This window comes from Staphylococcus simulans, assembly GCF_002902285.1.
GTDB classification, from domain to species: domain Bacteria; phylum Bacillota; class Bacilli; order Staphylococcales; family Staphylococcaceae; genus Staphylococcus; species Staphylococcus simulans.
In genome coordinates this window covers 21038-42242 of sequence record NZ_PPRU01000026.1, presented here as the reverse complement: position 1 = coordinate 42242, position 21205 = coordinate 21038, and the positions used below count along the sequence as shown (strand labels likewise).

17 protein-coding genes, 1 riboswitch and 1 other annotated feature are annotated in these 21205 nt (G+C 38.1%); of the genes, 5 read left to right on the top strand and 12 right to left on the bottom strand.

Going from position 1 to position 21205, the window contains the following annotated elements:
• Positions 1-291 precede the first annotated feature (291 nt).
• The 4 genes from ychF to CD112_RS07240 form a co-directional block, all read right to left on the bottom strand.
• Positions 292-1389 (bottom strand): redox-regulated ATPase YchF, encoded by a 1098-nt coding sequence (gene ychF / locus CD112_RS07255; protein ID WP_002480312.1) that lies wholly within the window; start codon positions 1387-1389, stop codon positions 292-294.
• A complete protein-coding gene (locus tag CD112_RS07250; RefSeq protein WP_103364075.1) occupies positions 1389-1601 on the bottom strand; it encodes a DUF951 domain-containing protein in 213 nt (70 codons plus the stop codon). The genes ychF and CD112_RS07250 overlap by 1 nt, the downstream gene beginning before the upstream one ends.
• A 29-nt stretch (positions 1602-1630) precedes the next feature.
• Positions 1631-2497 carry a mechanosensitive ion channel family protein gene (locus CD112_RS07245; protein ID WP_031262363.1) on the bottom strand — a complete coding sequence of 289 codons (867 nt, stop codon included), beginning with the start codon at positions 2495-2497 and terminating at the stop codon, positions 1631-1633.
• A gap of 83 nt (positions 2498-2580) precedes the next feature.
• Positions 2581-3393, bottom strand: coding sequence for a ParB/RepB/Spo0J family partition protein (locus tag CD112_RS07240; protein WP_103364074.1), 813 nt, complete (start codon positions 3391-3393; stop codon positions 2581-2583).
• A gap of 333 nt (positions 3394-3726) precedes the next feature.
• Positions 3727-4072 (top strand) — a binding site (T-box leader).
• Positions 4073-4190: 118 nt separating this feature from the next.
• On the opposite strand from CD112_RS07240, the gene CD112_RS07235 reads away from it, so the two are divergent.
• The 4 genes from CD112_RS07235 (at position 4191) to CD112_RS07220 (ending at position 10252) form a co-directional block, all read left to right on the top strand.
• Entirely contained in the window at positions 4191-5363 is a 1173-nt protein-coding gene (locus tag CD112_RS07235) for a trans-sulfuration enzyme family protein (protein ID WP_002480308.1), read from the top strand.
• Positions 5317-7158: a bifunctional homocysteine S-methyltransferase/methylenetetrahydrofolate reductase gene (locus CD112_RS07230; protein WP_031262361.1), complete on the top strand. Its 1842-nt coding sequence runs from the start codon at positions 5317-5319 to the stop codon at positions 7156-7158. The genes CD112_RS07235 and CD112_RS07230 overlap by 47 nt, the downstream gene beginning before the upstream one ends.
• Positions 7155-9398: a 5-methyltetrahydropteroyltriglutamate--homocysteine S-methyltransferase gene (gene metE, locus CD112_RS07225; RefSeq protein ID WP_023014882.1), complete on the top strand. Its 2244-nt coding sequence runs from the start codon at positions 7155-7157 to the stop codon at positions 9396-9398. Before CD112_RS07230 ends, metE begins: the two co-directional genes overlap by 4 nt.
• A gap of 104 nt (positions 9399-9502) precedes the next feature.
• The gene (locus tag CD112_RS07220) at positions 9503-10252 is read left to right on the top strand and encodes a cyclase family protein (RefSeq protein ID WP_031262359.1); all 750 of its coding nucleotides are present in this window, start codon (positions 9503-9505) and stop codon (positions 10250-10252) included.
• Between the two features lie 595 nt (positions 10253-10847).
• Here CD112_RS07220 and CD112_RS07215 read toward each other — a convergent pair.
• The 8 genes from CD112_RS07215 to rpmH form a co-directional block, all read right to left on the bottom strand.
• Positions 10848-12008: an aminotransferase class I/II-fold pyridoxal phosphate-dependent enzyme gene (locus CD112_RS07215; RefSeq protein ID WP_057510716.1), complete on the bottom strand. Its 1161-nt coding sequence runs from the start codon at positions 12006-12008 to the stop codon at positions 10848-10850.
• Positions 12009-12090: 82 nt separating this feature from the next.
• Positions 12091-12202: riboswitch (SAM riboswitch) on the bottom strand.
• Between the two features lie 97 nt (positions 12203-12299).
• Positions 12300-13208: a hypothetical protein gene (locus tag CD112_RS07210; RefSeq protein ID WP_103364073.1), complete on the bottom strand. Its 909-nt coding sequence runs from the start codon at positions 13206-13208 to the stop codon at positions 12300-12302.
• 123 nt (positions 13209-13331) lie between these two features.
• Positions 13332-14174, bottom strand: coding sequence for a nucleoid occlusion protein (noc, locus tag CD112_RS07205; protein ID WP_023014877.1), 843 nt, complete (start codon positions 14172-14174; stop codon positions 13332-13334).
• Positions 14175-14220: 46 nt separating this feature from the next.
• Positions 14221-14943: a 16S rRNA (guanine(527)-N(7))-methyltransferase RsmG gene (gene rsmG / locus CD112_RS07200; RefSeq protein ID WP_060803761.1), complete on the bottom strand. Its 723-nt coding sequence runs from the start codon at positions 14941-14943 to the stop codon at positions 14221-14223.
• A complete protein-coding gene (mnmG, locus tag CD112_RS07195) occupies positions 14944-16818 on the bottom strand; it encodes a tRNA uridine-5-carboxymethylaminomethyl(34) synthesis enzyme MnmG (RefSeq protein ID WP_002480299.1) in 1875 nt (624 codons plus the stop codon).
• Positions 16819-16833: 15 nt separating this feature from the next.
• Positions 16834-18213, bottom strand: a complete 1380-nt coding sequence (mnmE, locus tag CD112_RS07190; RefSeq protein WP_096754688.1) for a tRNA uridine-5-carboxymethylaminomethyl(34) synthesis GTPase MnmE — start codon at positions 18211-18213, stop codon at positions 16834-16836.
• Between the two features lie 133 nt (positions 18214-18346).
• Positions 18347-18700, bottom strand: a complete 354-nt coding sequence (gene rnpA, locus CD112_RS07185; protein ID WP_023014874.1) for a ribonuclease P protein component — start codon at positions 18698-18700, stop codon at positions 18347-18349.
• A 142-nt stretch (positions 18701-18842) separates the two neighbouring features.
• Entirely contained in the window at positions 18843-18980 is a 138-nt protein-coding gene (gene rpmH, locus CD112_RS07180) for a 50S ribosomal protein L34 (protein ID WP_000240855.1), read from the bottom strand.
• Between the two features lie 644 nt (positions 18981-19624).
• Here rpmH and dnaA point away from each other — a divergent pair.
• Positions 19625-20989 carry a chromosomal replication initiator protein DnaA gene (dnaA, locus tag CD112_RS07175; protein ID WP_002480296.1) on the top strand — a complete coding sequence of 455 codons (1365 nt, stop codon included), beginning with the start codon at positions 19625-19627 and terminating at the stop codon, positions 20987-20989.
• Positions 20990-21205: the final 216 nt, after the last annotated feature.

Genomic DNA, 21205 nt, shown 5'->3' with positions numbered 1-21205 from the left:
GAAATCTATTATTTTTAATTCTTTTTCTTAATATTATCCTCAAAAATCATATATTTATCTTTAATTCCAAGCGTTATTGATATAGTATTAAACATAGGCGCATTATCTCCTTAATTATTGGTTGTAGGATACTTCTAATTATAGAGATAATTGCGCTTTTTTTGTATCAAAATAGGACTAGTGATTATCACCAGTCCTAAATAGTATAGAGCCAAAAAACACGCCCTCAACTTAGCATAATCATATGCTTTGTTAAGCGCGTGTTTTTTAGTTAGTTGTTTATTTACTTAATTATACGTTGAATCTGAAGTGAACAACATCGCCGTCTTGCATGATGTATTCTTTACCTTCTAAACGCATTTTACCTGCTTCTTTCGCACCTTGTTCACCGTTATTTTCAACATAGTCGTCATAACTTGTTACTTCTGCACGGATGAAGCCGCGTTCAAAGTCAGTGTGGATGATACCCGCACATTGTGGGGCAGTCATACCTTTTTTGAATGTCCAAGCACGTACTTCTTGTACACCTGCTGTGAAGTATGTCGCAAGACCTAACAAGTTGTATGTGCTACGGATTAAACGGTTCAAGCCAGGTTCTTCGATTCCTAAGTCTTCTAAGAACATGTCTTTATCTTCGTCATCTAATGTCGCAATTTCTTCTTCAATTTTCGCACTGATGACAATAACTTCTGAACCTTCTTTGTCAGCGTATTCTTTAATTGTTTGAACTTTTTCGTTGTCCGCTTCATTCACTTCATCTTCACCAACGTTTGCGATATAAATCATTGGTTTTGATGTTAATAATTGTGCTTGTTTCACATATTTCGCATCTTCTTCATTGAACTCTAAGCTGCGAATCGGTTCGCCGTTTTCTAATGCTTCTTTAATACGTTCTAAAATGCGTACTTCATTCAACGCATCTTTATCTTTTTGACGTGCCATTTTTTCAAGACGTGGTAAGCGTTTATCTACAGATTCTAAATCTGCAAGTACTAATTCCATATTGATAACTTCAATATCATCTAGTGGATCTACACGACCAGATACGTGTGTCACGTTATCATCATCGAATGCACGAACTACTTGGCAGATTGCATCTACTTCACGGATATGAGATAAGAATTTGTTTCCTAGACCTTCACCTTTTGAAGCACCTTTAACAATCCCTGCAATATCAGTGAATTCGAATGTTGTAGGAAGTACTTTTTTAGGATTAACGATATCTGCTAAAGCATCTAAACGTGAATCCGGAACTTCTACAATCCCGACGTTCGGGTCGATTGTAGCGAACGGGTAGTTCGCCGCAAGTGCACCCGCTTTTGTAATTGCGTTAAATAATGTAGACTTTCCGACGTTTGGTAAGCCTACGATACCAGCTGTTAAAGCCATTAGTCATTCTCCTTCTCTTGTATATCATGTGATACAAGTATTTTCTTTAATTTTTTATTAAACTCTGTACGAGGCATCATAATACTTCGATTGCAATGTTCGCATTTAATTCTGATATCTGCACCCATACGAATTATTTTAAATCGGTTTGCGCCACAAGCATGCGCCTTTTTCATCTCCACAATGTCATTCAGACCATACTGAGCTGCCATTTACAATCCTCCATCATTATGAATTCTTATTACTGAGATTTTTGTCCATTAAACTGCATCATAATAGGGGTTGGTGATTTAATTCCTTCTTGATTCAAGAAATTCGCAACCTCTTTACGTAAGATACGAGCGCCTGGCACAGTATTATTCGGTGTTGTTTCTGCCGCTATTTTCATTATATAAGCATTACCTGTTAAATCCTCGATACCAAGAATTTCAGGTTTTGAGACAAAGATAAAGTAATTGGAATGTAAGGATTCTAAGAAGTCTTTCAGCTTACTTTCTACCTTATCGACATTCTCTTCCATCGCAATCGGTACTTCTATCAATGCTTTACCGTTACTGATTGAGAAGTTGGTAATCTCTGACATTACACTGTTCGGCAACACGGTCAACTCTCCTGTATACGCATGTATACGTGTTGAGCGGATACCGATAGATTGAACTGTACCTTCTGTGATAGGTGCACCGTTCAAGTTGATTTTAACATAATCTCCCACATCAAATTGATTCTCAAATATAATAAAGAACCCTGTGATGATGTCTTTAACAATGGTTTGTGCACCAAAGCCGATTGCTAAACCGACTACACCAGCTCCGGCTAATAATCCTGTGACACTAATTCCGAATTTACCTAATATCGTTGTTAATACAATAAACCATACGACATAACGCACAATATTCTTCAACATCGCACTTAATGTATGAGATCGTTTTCTACCATGTGCATTGCGGTTTTGTAGTTTAAAGAACTGATCAATCGACTTATTGACTAAGTTGATAATAATCATCGCAACGACTACGTAGATGACAATCATGATGAGCTTGTTGAGTATCATTGCGTACGTTTCAGGCTTTGTAAACGGCTCAACGAGTGAGTTGAAAACACCTTGCATTGTATTCCAAAACGTATTCAAAAGTTCGTCCTCCTGTCATTTCACAACAATTATATATTTTACCATGAATACAACATAATTTCTTATGTTTCACTGTGTAATTGTTGAATCAAACGCTTAAATTCTTCTTCTGATTTGAATTCAAAAGTGATTTGTCCTTTATTTCGCTTAGTTGTGATCGCTACATTGGTACCAAAGCGCTCTTTAAGCAAGCGTTCCTGCCGTTCAATCATGCGCGGTTTCTTTGTCTTTTTCTTAGCATCATCTTCTGAAGTAGGTGAAGTCAGCTCTGCAATGTATTTTTCTAAGTAACGCACACTCCACTCTTCTTTCATGACTTGTTTAGCGATTTGTTTCATTTTGGTCTCGTCTTTTAGTATTAATAATGTGCGACCATGCGCACCTGATAATTTGCCGTCTTTTACCCACTCGGCGACAGCAGGCGGTAAATTCAACAATCGCAACATATTCGCGATATAAGGACGGGATTTACCTAAACGTTCAGCCACCTCTTTTTGTGTGATATGTAAATCATCCATCAGCTTACGATAACTTTCCGCTTCTTCAATCGCATTCAAATCTTCCCGCTGCAGGTTCTCTATAATGGCGAGTTCCATCATCTCAGCATCAGACATCTCTTTGACTATCGCTGGTACTGAGTTCAAGCCTGCTAAATGAGAGGCTCTGAAACGGCGTTCACCTACGACAATATGGTAACCTTGCACCGTTTTGCGTAAGATAATCGGTTGTAAGACGCCATGTTCACGAATAGAAGCTGCGAGATCTGCTAATTTTTCTTGATCAAAATGTTTTCTAGGCTGATAAGGGTTTGGCCGAATTGCATCTAAATCGATATATTCTACATGTCCATCGTTCTCATTTGTTATGTCACGCACGTTCCAGTCACCTCACTTTCGTCACTAAAATAGTGTTACATTTTTAATTTTTGCTCCTCTCTTATTGTAAGGAAAATCATGAATGCAATAAAGGAATTTTCATTCTTAAATTGAAAAATAATGACTGAAAAATGGCTTGATTCAAAAAAATTTTAAAAATTTTTCAGCAACGTCCAACCCTTGATACGCTTATGTTTCTCTCGTTTTTAATTGTCAGTAAAAACCTACTATTCTGAAAATTCTGTTGACAAACAAAACAGAACCAATATACAATGTGGTCATCAACAAAAAACAAACCTTTCAACACGAAAGAGAAACAATTGAATATCGTCTTGAAACACGATAATAAGGAAAGTAGAACTTACACTGCTGACACAGAGAGCTTCTGTCCGCTGAAAGGAAGCACAGAAAGAAAGTTTGAAAATGGCCTTGGAGTGGTGGTGTCGATATGAGGCATCAACGGGGGCGCCCGTTATAGCGCTACAGTATTAACATTTTTGCATAATGGCGTACTGGAATGACGCACACGTTATTGTTATTTACAGCAACAGCTGATACATATAACGGAACCGACCTTCAGTAGCTGCCATGAACAGATTTAGCGTACTGGAAGAGGTTGCTTTAGCAATAAAGCAGCGAATTAAGGTGGTACCGCGAAGCTCAAGCTTTCGTCCTTTACATCCGAATCTTTTTTCGGGTTTAAAGGACGGAAGCTTTTTTTCGTGGTCAGCTTCCCTCCTTAGTTCCAGAACTTCCGCAGCCAAAAGCAATCTCAATAACTAAAGGAGTGTATATGTATGTCACTATCATCAGAAACAAATTTAATTAAGTATCATCAATTCCCGCACATTTTAGCAGCCAACCCGCCACTTTATGACTCATCGACTTTCCCGACAGCATTGATTGGTTCAGAGGTCCCTTACGATTACGCAAGATCAGGCCACCCGAACCGAGCATTGTTAGAAGAAAAGCTTGCAGCACTTGAAGATGCCGAGTACGGTATCGCTTATAACTCAGGAATCGGAGCAATTTCAGCAGTTTTCTTCTTACTGAAATCAGGAGATCACTTAATTATTCCGAATGATGTTTACGGTGGGACATACCGCTTATGCGAACATGTTTTACCAGGATTTAATATCGAAGTCACAGCAGTAGATACGACAAACCCATTAGCAGTTGAACAAGCGATTCAGGAAAATACGAAACTAATTCATCTGGAAACACCGTCAAATCCATTATTTAAAGTGACAGATATTCAAGCCATTGCGGATGTCGCAAAGAAACATAATATCCTTGTTTCAGTCGACAATACATTCTTAACACCCCTATCACAAAAGCCATTGCATTTAGGTGCTGACATTGTGATTCATAGTGCCACTAAATTCTTAAGCGGCCACAGTGACTTAATTGCAGGGGCAGTTGTAACAAACAACGCGGAAGTTGCAGAATCATTACAATTCTTACAAAACACTTTAGGAAGCGGATTATCAGCTCAAGACAGCTGGACACTGACAAAGCATCTTAAAACGCTTTATGTACGATGGAATCAATCAGTGAAAAACACTGAAAAGATTGTTGAATTCTTAAAATCACGTCCTGAAATTACTGATGTATATTACCCAGGAAATGATGAAATCAATCAACGCCAAGCTGAAAATGGCGGTGCAGTACTTGGCTTCAGATTAAGCGAAGCAGAAAAGGTACCGACATTTGCGAAAGCATTAAAAATACCGCAAATCGCAGTCAGCCTAGGCGGTATTCAAACTATCGTCTCTCATCCAGCCACAATGTCACATGCTTCTGTTCCAGAAGATGTGCGTAACGAACGCGGAATTACGTTCGATCTCTTGAGACTGAGTGTGGGCTTAGAAGACCCAGACGAGTTGATTGCAGATTTTGAAGCAGCATTGGAGGAAGCATACTATGAGCCGGTTTCTACAAACTTTGAGCAAGAACGTATTAGTAGCTGACGGTGCAATAGGAACGATTCTCTACTCTGAAGGGATCGATACTTGCCCTGAAGCATATAATCTTACACATCCAAAGAAAATCGAACAAATTCATCGATCTTACATTGAAGCTGGTGCGGATGTCATTCAAACCAATACTTACGGTGCTAACTTCGAAAAGCTTCAAGCTTTCGGATTAGAACACCAAGTAAGAGACATAACACGTGCCGGTGTCAGAATAGCGAAACAAGCAGCCAATGAAGACACGTTTATTTTAGGAACTGTCGGAGGTTTTAAAGGCGTGAAACAAAATGACTTGTCGCTATCGACGATTTTGTATCACACAGATATTCAAATTGAAACACTGATTGACGAGGGTGTTGACGCACTCCTCTTTGAAACTTATTACGATTTAAACGAACTCTTGCAGGTGATCAGAGCGACGAAGAAAAAGTACAATATTCCAGTTATCGCACAGTTAACTGCTTCAAGCACCAACTACTTGCAAGATGGAACAGAAATTAACGAAGCACTTAAACAAGTTGAAGCAGAAGGCGCAGACGTTATCGGCTTGAATTGCCATCACGGTCCGCACCATATGCAACAATCTTTCACACATATTGAGATTCCGCAACATGCGATTCTCTCATGTTACCCGAACGCAAGTCTCTTAGACTTTGAAGATTCTACGATTCACTACAGCGACAACGCTTCTTACTTCGGTAAGATAGCTGAAACGCTAGTGAAAGAAGGCGTACACTTAATCGGCGGTTGTTGCGGTACTACACCTGAACATATCCGCTTCATCAAGCAAGCGGTTGAAGGTTTAAAACCAACTTTAGAAAAGAAAGTTATTCCGATCAGAAGAAAAAGTAATTACCCTTCTATTCCGGTCAAAAAGAATAACTTAACGACTAAAGTCAAAGCTGGTCCGACAGTCATCGTTGAACTAGATACACCAAAGCACTTAGATACAACGAAATTCTTTGCGAATGTCACAAAACTAGACAAAGCGAAAGTCGACGCTATCACACTTGCAGATAACTCACTCGCAACGGTACGCGTTAGCAACATCGCAGCAGCTAGTATTATTAAGCAGAATTACAACATTGAACCGCTGGTCCACATTACCTGCAGAGACAGGAACTTAATCGGTTTACAATCTCACTTACTCGGCTTATCACTGCTTGGTATTAACGAGATACTCGCGATTACAGGTGACCCATCTAAGGTGGGGCATCTGCCAGGTGCGACGAATGTTTATGATGTAAATTCAAGAGGTTTAACTGAACTCGCTGTTCGTTTCAACCAAGGACTTAATATTGACGGCGGCGCATTGAAAACGAAAACGAACTTCAATATTGCCGGTGCGTTCAACCCGAACGTCCGCAAGATGGAAGCAGCGGTGAAACGCTTAGACAAAAAAGTAGACTGCGGTATGAGTTACTTCATTACACAGCCTGTCTACACTGTCGAGCGTATTCAAGAAATTGCTGAAAAGACAGCACATCTTGATACCCCATTCTTTATCGGTATCATGCCAATAACAAGTTATAGAAATGCAACATTCTTACACAATGAAGTCCCTGGCATTTCATTGCCAGATGAAATATTAGATCAGTTCGAAGCGGTTAAAGATGATAAACAAAAAACCAAAGAACTGAGCTTGCGCATCTGTCGCAAATTGATAGATGAAGTTATCAAACACTTTAATGGACTCTATATCATTACACCATTTGAACAAGTAGACTTTTCACTCGAACTTACACATTACTTTAAAAAACAAACTGCAAAAAATCAGGAGGCAATAATATGACAATTACAACAGCTAATATCGGATTCCCACGTTTAGGACGCAAGAGAGAATGGAAGAAAGCAATCGAAAGTTACTGGGCAGGTAAAACAAACTATGATGAATTAACAACAACATTAAACGACCTGCATAAAGAAAACTTATTATTACAAAAACACTACAGTATCGACAGCGTACCTGTTGGAGACTTCTCATTATATGACCACGTATTAGACGTATCATTATTATTCAACATCATCCCAGAACGTTTCCAAGGTCAAGAAGTCAACGATGATTTATTATTCAATATCGCACGTGGTACAAAAGAAAATGTCGCAAGTGCCTTAATTAAATGGTTCAACACAAACTATCACTACATCGTACCTGAATGGGACAACGTAGAACCTAAATTAAACCGCAACGTTTTATTAGAACGTTTCGAATTCGCTAAACAATTAAACGTAAATGCACACCCAGTGATTTTAGGTCCTGTAACATTCGTTCAATTATCACGCGGCGGTGATCAAACATTTGAAGAGAAAGTTGAAGCATTGCTTCCATTATACAAAGAAGTATTACAATCACTTGTTGATGCAGGTGCTGAATACATTCAAATCGACGAACCTGTATTAGTAACTGATGATGCAGAACAATTACAAGACGTTACACGTCACGTCTATGAATACTTCGATAAAGCTGGGTTAGCTGATAAATTAGTCATCCAAACTTATTTCGAACATGTAGATTTAGACTTTGTGAATAGCTTACCTGTTAAAGGTTTCGGTTTAGACTTCGTACATGACGGTGGTAAAAACCTTGAACAAATCAAAGCAGGCAAATTATCTAAAGACAAAGCATTATACGCAGGTATTATTGATGGCCGTAATGTATGGGCTGCAGATATCGAAGCAAAAAAAGAATTGATTGAAACTTTAGAAAATTATACTGATGAGTTAGTTATCCAACCATCATCTTCATTACTTCATGTTCCTGTTTCATTAGACGATGAAGAATTAGATGAATCAATTGAAGAAGGTTTAAGCTTCGCAACTGAAAAATTAGACGAATTAGACGCTTTAAAACGTGTTATCAACAACGGCGACAGCGAAAAATACGATAAATTAAAAGCAGCTTACGAGCGCTTCCAAAACCAAGCATTCAAAAACCTTGAATACGACTTTGACAGCGTACGTACACAACGTGAGTCAGCATTCCCTGAACGTAAAAAAGTTCAAGATGCACGCTTAAAATTACCAGAATTACCAACAACTACAATTGGTTCATTCCCACAAACGAAAGAAGTTCGTAAAAAACGTGCTGACTGGAAAAACCAACGTATCAGTGATGAAGAATATAACCAATTCTTACGCGATGAAATCGCACGCTGGATTCAAATCCAAGAAGATATCGGCTTAGATGTATTTGTACATGGTGAGTTCGAACGTAATGACATGGTTGAGTTCTTCGGTGAACGTTTACAAGGCTTCTTAGTTACAAAATACGGTTGGGTTCAATCATACGGATCTCGTGCTGTTAAACCACCAGTTATCTATGGAGATGTTAAATGGACTAAACCAATCACAGTGGAAGAAACAGCTTATGCGCAAAGCTTAACTGACCACCCTGTAAAAGGTATGTTGACTGGTCCTGTAACTATCTTAAACTGGTCATTCGAACGTGTAGACATCCCACGCCATGAAGTACAAGACCAAATCGCTTTAGCTATCAACGAAGAAGTTTTAGCATTAGAAGATGCAGGCATTAAAATTATCCAAGTAGATGAACCAGCATTACGTGAAGGTTTACCATTACGCTCTGAATACCATGAAGAATACTTGAAACAAGCGTTACGTTCATTCCGCTTAGCAACATCTTCAGTGTCAGATGCGACGCAAATCCATACGCATATGTGCTATTCTCAATTCGGCGAAATCATCCATACTATCCACGACTTGGATGCAGATGTTATCTCAATCGAAACATCACGCAGCCATGGTGCTTTAATCAAAGACTTCGAGGATGTAACGTATGATTTAGGTATCGGATTAGGTGTATATGATATCCACAGTCCACGTATCCCGACTGAAGAAGAAATCACAGTCGCAATCAACCGTGGTTTACAAGAAATCGACCGTTCATTATTCTGGGTTAACCCAGACTGCGGTTTGAAAACACGTAACGAAGATCAAGTAAAAGAAGCATTAACAGTATTAGTTTCAGCAGTTAAAAAATTAAGAAACAAAGAAGGACAAGAAACAGCTTAATTCACTTGTCATGAGTGGTTTACGAGTGAGCCCGCAGTCTTAAAACTCACTCGTGAATACACTTATATCAGCCCTACACAATTTTAAGCAGTCATGAGGTGTTTATAATGAGTTATCCTTTATGGGATCAGCTGAAAAGTCTAAAAGAAAGTGAATGGGTCGATTTAACCCATACCTTTGACACAGACAGCCCACATTTCAGCGCATTAGAAGCTGCATATATTGATACAATCAGTACCGTTGCAGAAGATGGTTATTTTGTACAAAGATGGAGTGTTGCCACACAATACGGCACACATATCGATGCCCCCATCCACTTTGTCGAAAACAGAAGATATTTACATGAATTAGATTTGAAAGAATTAGTGTTACCGCTTATCGTACTTGATTACTCTAAAGAAGTTGCGGAAAACCCCGATTTCCGTTTAACTCGCGATCATTTACTTGAGTGGGAAGCACAACATGGCCGAATCGAACCTGATACGTTCGTCGCATTCCGCAGTGATTGGTCACACCGTTGGCCGAATGTGGAGCAATTTGAGAATAAAGATGCTGAAGGTAACCCTCACGCACCCGGATGGTCACTCGATGCATTACAATTCTTACTTGAAGAACGCGGTGTACGTTCAGTCGGTCATGAAACATTCGATACAGACGCTTCAGTCGATGTCGCAAAACACGGCGACTTAATCGGTGAACGTTATGTACTCGGACAAGACACGTACCAAATTGAGCTCCTAACGAATTTAGACCGCCTCCCAGAACGAGGCGCAGTGATTTATACAATATGTCCAAAACCGGCAGATGCGCCAGGATTCCCGGTCCGTGCATTTGCGATTAAGCCAAACGCATAGTCATGGACCCGCGATTATCCATGACATGCAGCCATTATTAAATCTTAAAAACGAAACTCCTTTAAAAGTTATGAATAAATACAATAAAAGTTGGCTACATTGCCCTGGGTCCACAGGAATTGGGGCAATGAATCGCCACTGTTCTTAACCCGATAAGAACAATTCTTTTCATAAACGTTACTATTTTGAACCCGATACAAAATAGTAAGTAAATTCCGATTACCCACTCTCCCGATAATGGGTAATCACTATACTCCTTTTTACTACTTATAAAAAATCACTGAATATAAAGTACATGTCCCACCACCCCGTGAACAAAAAACTTTATATTCAGTGCTTCATTTTTGTTTAAAAAGATAATAAATAATAGCCGATTGTGTTAGAGCACAATCGACTATCTCATAAGCCTAGGTAGAATATGGCTTAGACCATACGCCTAACATTTTTACACTCAGTCTTCTTCGCATAGACTTCTGAGTGTTTTTTTCTACACTAACATTTAACACCTTTTGAAAAATTTTATAATCAATAATATACGTATAAACATCTCTATGATAACGTTATGAGGGATTTTATTCACTACTTAAATAAAAGATTATTCTTTGTACATCGCACTAAGTGATTTCAACCGCTTCGCCGCTTCATCTAATTGCTCATCCTCTAACGCAAGAGACACCCTTACATAATGACGTCCATTTTCACCAAATGGAATACCTGGCGCCACTAAAATAGATTGATCTTGAAGTAAGAATTCCACAAATTGTTCTCCGTCATATCCTTTTGGTGCTTTCAACCATAAGAAGATGCCACCTGTCATCGGTTCATAAGGGATGTTTCCTTCATCTAAAATCGCAGTGAAACGATCGCGACGTGCTTTAAAGACTTCACTTTGTTTATCTAAGAAATAATCATAGTTGTTAAGCGCAAATGTCGCCGCATCTTGAAGCGCACCAAACATACCCGCATGGTGATGTGTATGATATTTCTTCAAAGCTTGAATCACATCTTTGTTGCCGACTGCGAAACCGACACGATAGCCAGACATATTATAGCCTTTAGAAAGTGAATACACCTCGATTGCGACTTCTTTGCCTCCAGCTGTCTGTAGGATACTCGGATTTTTATGGTCAAAACCGAACGCTGCATAGGCAAAATCATGTACAATTTTCGTTTGTGTACCTCTGAACTTTTGAACTACATCATCAAAGACATCTTGTGTAACAGTTGATCCAGTCGGGTTATTAGGATACGTTAAATAAATCAATTTAGTCTGACTTAAGACTTCCCCTGGCACTTTATCAAAGTCAGGTTGATAATATGGTGGTTCTAACTCTAACGCATAAGGTTTCGCATCTGCGAACAACACCCCTGCTAGGTAATCTGTATAACCTGGATCTGGCAATAAAACGTAATCTTCAGGGTTAACAATACAATTCGGCAAACCTACTAATCCATTCTTTGTGCCATATAAAATACAGACTTCATCATCTTTATCCAATTCAACATTATATTGTCGTTTATAGAAATCAACAATTGCTTGCTTAAAGCTTTCTTTACCATGAAACGCACCGTACTTTTGGTTTTCAGGCACACGTAATGCGTTCGCAAATTCATCGACAATGCCTTTAGGTGTTTCCCCATCTGGGATGCCTACTGCCATATTGATGAGAGGAAGCGGACCATGTTCTATCTTTCTCCCCATTGTTTTTCCGAAATAACTATCTGGTATCTTCGCTAATCTTCTTGAAATCACCATTTAAGTTCCCCCTTTGTTTGATGCGCCTATTAAAAAAGCTATATATCACCTATAAGCGACATATAGCTTTCTATGTATATGGCACCTATCTTTCAAGTTATACTTGTTGGATGTAGCACAGTCAGATTCAATGCCTGGATCTTCTGTTGCTGAAGTGTCATCGGGCCAATTCCCTCTACTTCTCTAGATAAGTTTTAATGACTTCTATTGTACTAAAAATTCTGACATTTATCAATTTAAGTTAAAATGAAAAACTCTACAGCTCAATGAAAGCCGTAGAGTCAATATTCTTTATTCAGGTTGGCCTTTTGAATCAAATTTCTCAACTGAACCATCCGCATTCACAATGTATGAGCCTGCTAAATCACCTGATTTATCTACAAATGAGAAGCCCCAGCTTCCATCACTCTTTTGTTCAGGTTCTTTATACGTATACGTGCTTGTATCTAGTTTGTGACCTTCATATTCTTCTACTTTATCAATGACATTTTCACGTGTGACTTTATCTTCAGAAGAAGATGAATGACTTTCAGAGCTAGAATTACTGTTGCTTTCTTGTGCTGCTGATTGTGCATCTTGATTTGTGATTCGGATTAAATTTGCTACTTGTTTAAAGTTCGGTTCATCTTTGTATTGTATATATAGATCTTTAAGATTATAAACTGCTCCCATGTTTGCTAATTGTTGATATGGATTGATACCTTGTGTTCCTGATACCAACACTTGTGTATCACTCACACCAATAACTGCCGCAAATGGACCTTTAGAGTTAGTTGTGCCATAAATTACCATATTTTGAGGTTTATTTGTTACGATTTCAGAACTACCTGTATAAAGTGTTAATTGCTGAATTTCTCGTTGTCGCGAACCTCCATTTCCATTTTGAACATAGCTATGGTTTAATAATTCATTCGCTGTCACTGTAAATTCAGCTGTTTTAGGTGCATATAACGCTAAAGCGACCTTTTCTTGTGGTGTCAGCTGGCTGATAGCTTGTTCTGTCGTTTGTTTATGAGTATGTGATTTTTCATGTTTTGATGTTTGTTCATGTTGTGTGTTTTCTTTTTTCTCTGTTTTTTGATGGTTTGCTTTGTCTTTTTCTTCGTGTTTTTGCGTATCTTCTTGTTTTTCATTTGAGCCGCAACCTGCTAGTAAAATTGAAAGTGCTGCAGCGGTAGTCAATACATGTTTAAATTTCATAGATAGCTTGCTCCTCTTTGTATATTTGAATATATAATTTCATTATATAGAAGGTACGGGACACATATTGTCCTGAATTAAAAGAAAGCATGAAAAAACCACTCGCAACGAGGCGAATGGTTGTTAACGTTTATATACTCTGATTTTAATTTCTAAATAATCATCGTGGTCGCGTTCTTTTTGTTCGACACGGATACCGCTTTGTTCGATAGTTTCAAAGCTGTTTTGTAGTGTTTCGCGTGCTTTCGTCAAATCTTTGGCGAATTGAAGCGGCACTGCTTTAACTTTTTCAGGTCCTACTTTGGCTTTGACTCTCGCTTCTGTTTGTTTCACGTTCAAGTGTTGATCAATAATAATTTGGACCATTTCTTCTTGTTCTTCGTGAGATAAACTTAACAAAGCACGTGCGTGACGTTCTGTAATCTTACCTTCTGAAAGTTTCGCAAGCACTTTAGGAGCAAGTTTCAGTAAACGCAATTTGTTTGCGATAAAGCTTTGGCTTTTACCAACACTTTGTGCTAATTCACTTTGTGTTGTGTCTCCAAGCTCTAACAGTTTCTGATAGGCTTCCGCTTCTTCAACTGCTGATAGATTCTCACGTTGAATATTTTCTATTAAAGCGACGACTGCTGTTTCTTCATCCGTCATATCACGAATAATCACATCTGCATAAGCCATATGAATACTGCTCATAGCTCTGAAGCGACGTTCCCCAGCTATGATTTCATACATTCCTTCTTCAATCGGTCGTACCACAATCGGTTGTAGCAATCCATGTTCTTGGATGGATTCCGCAAGTTCATTAATCTTGCTTTGATCAAAGACTTGTCTTGGTTGATAGCGGTTCGGCACAATCTTTTCAATTTGAATTGATTCAACATGATTATTGCGTTCATCTTCAGTAGCGCCTGTCATTTCTTCATCTTTATTTGTTAAACCGAATAGTTTAGAAAAAGGCTTTTTCATTCCGCAATCTCTCCCTCTAAATATAATTATATACTAATATTTATTTTTATTTTAGTAAAGGAGATTTGTTAGGCGTTCCGGCTTTTCTCGGATACTTTTTAGGCGTTTTACTACGCTTTTCAATGATAATAATTTGACGCTCACCTGCATCTTCAGGCAATTCAAAAGTTTCGATCGCTTCAACTCTGCCGCCGAAGACCCCAATCGCAAAGCGTGCTTCTTCTAACTCTTCTTCACCTTTAGAAGATTTCATCGCTACGAAATGACCGCCTGTTTTCACTAACGGCAAGCATAACTCACTTAACACTGTCAGACGTGCAACTGCACGTGCTGTCACAATGTCATAAGACTCCCGGTTGTCTCCACGGGTATTCCCAAAGTTCTCTGCACGCTCATGTACAAAGCTGACACCTTGTAACCCTAAAGCATCGGCAAGATGATTTAGGAATTGGATACGTTTATTCAACGAATCTACAATTGTCACTTTCAGCTGTGGAAAGACAATTTTTAACGGGATACTTGGGAACCCAGCACCAGCACCTACATCACAGATACTGAGTTCTTTTGTCATATCCACATAAAATGCGGCTGTAATTGAATCATAGAAGTGTTTCAAATATACTTCTGATTCATCTGTAATGCTTGTTAAGTTCATTTTTTCATTCCACTCTACAAGCATTTCATAATAAGTTTGAAACTGTTGTTTTTGTTGGTCGTTCAATGTAATGCCGTGTGTTTCTAGCTTGTCAGCCAACCATTCAACACTCATTTATTTCACCCTTTCAAGCTTACCTTGTTCTAGATAAATCAGTAAAATTGAAATATCAGCAGGGTTAACGCCTGAAATACGTGACGCTTGTGCAATGTTTAATGGTTTAACTTCTGCTAATTTTTCACGTGCTTCACTTGCTAAGCTGTCAATTTTACTATAGTCCAAGTCGTGTGGAATTTTCTTCTGTTCCATACGTTTTACTTTTTCTACTTGCTGTAATGATTTATTGATATAACCTTCATATTTCGTTTGAATTTCAACTTGTTCTTCAACGTCAGCTGGAATTTGATGTTCTTCTTCTAAGATATCAAGGATTGCTTGGTAATCCATTTCTGGACGACGTAGTAATTCAATCGCTAAGATACCGTCTTTTAATGGAGAACCGTTACGTGATTTAATCACAGATTGTGTGTGTTCATTCGGTTTAATACGAATGTTAGATAAACGATCAATTTCAGCTTGGATTTGATCACGTTTTTCATTGAAACGCGCGTAACGTTCTTCTGAAATCAAGCCTAATTCATGACCTAGGTCAGTCAAACGTAGGTCTGCATTATCGTGACGTAATAATAAACGATATTCTGCACGTGATGTTAAGAGACGGTATGGTTCATTCGTACCTTTTGTAATCAAGTCATCAATTAAGACACCAATATAAGCATCAGAACGACTTAATACTTTTTCGCCTGTGCCTAACACACGTCCTGCCGCATTGATACCCGCCATTAAACCTTGGCCAGCCGCTTCTTCATAACCTGAAGTTCCGTTAATTTGACCTGCAGTGTATAAGTTTTTGATTTTCTTAGTTTCAAGTGTCGGCCATAATTGTGTCGGTACTAACGCATCATATTCAATCGCATAACCCGCACGCATCATATCTGCTTTTTCTAAGCCAGGAATCGTTTGAAGCATTTCACGTTGTACATGTTCTGGCAAACTTGTTGAAAGACCTTGAACATATACTTCGTTCGTGTCACGACCTTCTGGTTCTAAGAATAATTGGTGACGTGGTTTATCATGGAAACGCACGTATTTATCTTCAATAGATGGACAGTAACGTGGCCCTTTACCTTTAATCATACCTGAGTACATCGCTGACAGATGTAAGTTGTCATCGATCACTTGGTGTGTCTTATCATTTGTATAAGTTAACCAGCATGGTAATTGATCTAAGATATATTCAGTTGTATCGAAACTGAATGCACGTCCTACATCGTCACCTGGTTGAATTTCTGTTTTATCATAATCAATCGTTTTTGAGTTTACACGTGGCGGTGTACCTGTTTTGAAACGTACGACTTCAAAACCAAGTTCACGTAAGTTATCCGCTAGTGTAATAGATGGTAATTGGTGATTAGGGCCACTTGAATATTTCAAGTTACCTAAAATAATTTCACCGCGTAAGAATGTACCTGTTGTGACGATAACGGCTTTTGAACGGTATTCTGTACCAATATTCGTACGCACACCTTTAATTTCGTCATCTTCAATAATTAATTCATCTACCATTCCTTGCATGATATGCAAGTTTTCTTCATCTTCTAATACACGTTTCATTTCACGTTGGTATAAAGCTTTATCTGCTTGTGCACGTAATGCACGTACTGCAGGTCCTTTACCTGTATTCAACATACGCATTTGAATATGCGTTCTATCGATTGTTTTAGCCATTTGACCGCCGAGTGCGTCGATTTCACGAACAACAATCCCTTTAGCTGGTCCCCCTACTGATGGGTTACATGGCATAAAACCAACGTTATCTAAATTAATTGTCAGCATCAATGTGTTGGCGCCGCGTCGTGCAGAAGCAAGTCCTGCTTCAATACCGGCATGCCCAGCACCGATGACAATTACATCATAATCCAAAGCCATACTTTGTCCTCCTTTTTATTTTCCGAGACAGAACTGACTGAATAACTGGTCAATCAATTCGTCGCTTGCAGAAGCACCGATAATCTCTCCTAAAATCTCCCAAGTTCTAGTTAAATCAATTTGAACCATATCCATAGGAATACCAGCTTCTGCTGCATCTATTGCATCTTGTATCGAGTGACGTGCTTGTTTCAGCAATGAAATGTGTCTTGAGTTTGAAACGTAAGTCATATCTTGGTTTTGAACTTCACCGCCGAAGAACAAGTCACGAATTTGTTCTTCTAATTGATCAATGCCTTCTTGTTTTAACATAGATGTTTCAATGACTGGCATATCTCCGACCATATCACGAACTTCATCTAAATCAAGATGTTGTTCTAAATCTGTTTTATTCACAATCACAATCGCATCTTCATTCTTGATGACTTCATATAATTTAACATCTTCTTCTGTTAATGCTTCATTGTAGTTTAAGACAAATAAGATTAAATCTGCTTCACTTAAAGCTTTGCGTGAACGTTCCACACCGATTTTTTCTACAATGTCCTCAGTCTCACGGATGCCTGCTGTGTCGACGAGACGAAGTGGTACACCACGCACATTGACGTATTCTTCTAAGACATCCCGTGTAGTACCCGCAACTTCTGTCACAATCGCTTTATTGTCTTGAATTAAGTTATTCAACATAGAAGACTTACCGACGTTAGGCTTACCGACTATAACTGTCGAAAGTCCTTCTCTCATGATTTTACCCTGTGTACCTGTTGCTAAAAGACGATCGATTTCTGATTTGATTTCTTCTGATTTCTCTAATAAGAATTCAGTTGTCGCATCTTCTACATCGTCATATTCTGGGTAATCAATATTCACTTCAACCTGTGCTAGGATTTCTAAAATAGATTGACGTTGACGCTTGATCATATCACTTAAACGTCCTTCAATCTGATTCATCGCAACTTTAGACGCTCGGTCTGTCTTAGAACGAATGAAATCCATGACTGCTTCAGCTTGAGATAAGTCAATACGGCCATTTAAGAATGCACGTTTTGTATACTCCCCAGGTTCAGCCATTCTAGCACCAGCCGTCATTGTAAGTTCTAATACACGATTAATCGTTAAGATTCCGCCGTGACAGTTAATTTCTACGATATCTTCTCTTGTAAATGTTTTTGGTGCACGCAGCACGGATACCATTACTTCTTCTACTACTTCATTCGTATCAGGATCGACAATATGTCCATAATTAATTGTATGCGAATCTACTTCAGCTAATGGTTTCTTTCCTTTATAGAGTTTATCAGTGATTTCGATTGCACGACTTCCTGATAAACGGACAATACCAATCGCACCCTCTCCCATCGGAGTAGAAATACTGGTAATTGTATCTAAATCCAACATGCTGCTTCGCCTCCTCTACTTAAATTTCTAACTCTATAATTGTAATGACTTTTATTGTAAATTGCCACATATGTGTTCGAATTCTATGGAGGTTAGACTGACGTTTGTCTGATATAAGACTTCGATTAGTCTACTTTATTCTCTTATTGAATAATTTTGCAATTTTAAGTACATGCTCTAAACTTTTTTGAATTTCCAGTACAGTCATATCTTTTGCAGGTTGTCTTGCAATAACAATAATCTTTTTCGCAATCATATCTTCTTTATGTACTTTAAAGTTTTCTCTGATTGCCCTTTTAATACGATTGCGTGTCACTGCATTGCCGAGTTTTTTAGAAACACTGATTCCTAATTGAAAATGAGTCAAATTTTTATCTGGCATGACATAAACGACAAATTGGCGATTTGCGAATGACTTTCCTCTTCTATAAATCGTTTGAAAATCGCTATTTCTTTTAATGCGATATGCTTTTTCCACTTCCATCACTCACTTATTTTTCTATTCTTGCTGCTCCCCTACCCTATCATTAAGTTCTAGTGTAAAGAATCAGAACTGTATTTTCCAACCCGTGTATCTTTTTTACCTGCATGAAAGCAAAAAAAAGACCACTGATAGGTCAGTGATCTTATGCTGATAAAACTTTACGGCCTTTGCGACGACGACGCGCTAATACTTTACGGCCATTTTTAGTGCTCATGCGTTTTCTGAAACCATGAACTTTACTGTGTTTACGTTTATTTGGTTGATAAGTACGTTTTACCATGTAAAAACACCTCCATATCGAATCTATCTTCATTTATAGTCGCTTTCTCATCTTAACAATGTGATGAGAGTCTTGGAAAAGATCTGCATCTACAGCCTCATCTAATATAACCGAGATATTACAGCCTTCTACCAAGTATCACCGAAGTATTTCTACGGTGTCTGCGAAAGGTTAAGCATCTATATCAAAAGGCTTACCTTACTTAGTTCAATTATCAATATCTTAGTCATAATTCAAGCAACTACTAAAATATAACAAATTCAACCTTATAAAGCAAGTACATTTTAAGTGAGATATATTCAAAAAGTTATCCACTTATTCACAGATGAACAGTGACATTCTGTGGATAATTATGTTACTATACACAGACGTTTGCACATAAAAACCACATATCCACAAGAGTTTGACAGGTAGATTTGTTAATAAGTATAATTGTGTGGATAAGTCTTGTAAGGTTTGATAAATAAACGGTTTACAACTTACAATTATCAACATTTTTTCTGTGTATAACGCAAAATTAAATAAAGTTATCCACCGATTGTGATTAACTTGTGGATAATTATTAACAGCCTGTGTGGAAAGTTATCCACGGGGTGTGATTTTGTGTATAAGTCAAAAAAATTTTAAAGAAAGATGGAGTTTATATGTCAAAAGAAGAAATTTGGGAAAAAGTTCTTGAATTAGCTAAAAGCGAATTGGCAGAAGTCAGTTACTCAACTTGGTTTGAGCCTCCAAAAACAAAGCTGATCGACATCGAAGATTCTGAAGCGATTATTTTAGTCGAAGATAACTTCATTCAAAATTTTCTAAAGAAGCAATACATGGATATTGTAGAAAATTTATTCGAAAAAGCGATTGGAACGCCGCTTAAACCTCGATTTGTCATTCAAAGCGATTTAACAGCTGATAAAAAACTTAAAGACGATCAAAAAGACAAGCAACCAGAAAAAGAAACGGAAACTCCTGGTTTCCTAAGCAGCAGCGAAGATCAATTTAACGCACACAACACATTCGAAACTTTTGTTATCGGACCTGGGAACCGCTTCCCTCATGCTGCAAGTCTTGCAGTCGCGGAAGCACCCGCAAAAGCTTACAACCCACTCTTCATCTACGGAGGCGTAGGTTTAGGCAAAACTCACTTGATGCATGCTATCGGTCATTATGTTCTACAAAATAATAAAGATGCGAAAGTTATCTACACATCAAGTGAAAAATTCACGAATGAATTTATTAAATCTATTCGTGATAACGAAACGGAACAATTCCGTGAAAAATACAGAAACATTGATGTTCTATTGATTGATGATATTCAATTCATTCAAAACAAAGAACAAACACAAGAAGAATTCTTCCATACTTTCAATGACTTACACCAAGCAGAAAAACAAATTGTGATTTCAAGTGACCGACCACCAAAGGAAATTTCGAAATTAGAAGATCGCCTACGTTCACGCTTCGAATGGGGCTTGATCGTTGATATCACACCGCCTGATTATGAAACAAGAATGGCTATTCTGCAGAAAAAATTAGAGGAAGAAGATGTGGATATTCCATTAGAATCTTTAACCTATATCGCAAATCAAATTCAGTCGAACATTCGTGAATTAGAAGGTGCATTAACACGTGTCATCGCCTATTCAAGATTACAAGGTGAACCGATTACGACTGAACTGACTGCTGAAGCACTAAAAGATATTATTCAAACACCGAAATCTAAGAAAATCACAATTCAAGATATTCAAAAAGTAGTCGGTCAATATTACAATGTACGCCAAGAAGATTTCATTGCGAAAAAACGTACGAAATCCATTGCCTATCCGCGTCAAATCGCGATGTATCTATCACGCGAACTTACAGATTTCTCCCTTCCTAAAATCGGAGAAGAGTTCGGGGGACGTGATCATACAACTGTGATTCATGCTCATAGAACAATTCGGGTAGATATGGAAAAAGATCCGATTTTCAAACAAGAAGTTGAAAATTTGGAGAAAGAAATTCGAAATCAGTAAACATTTAAATAATTTTACTAGCAATTCGGGTAAAAATAAGTGAGAAATCGAAGCTGTTATAATACAGTGGACTAAATCGTCATTGTGGACAATGTGTAAAAGTTGTACACACCATACACAGTTTATCCACATGTGTATAACTTTGTGTGACAAGGTTTTAACTCGGTTATCCACTTATCCACAGCCCCTACTACTATTACTACGCTTTTAAAACCT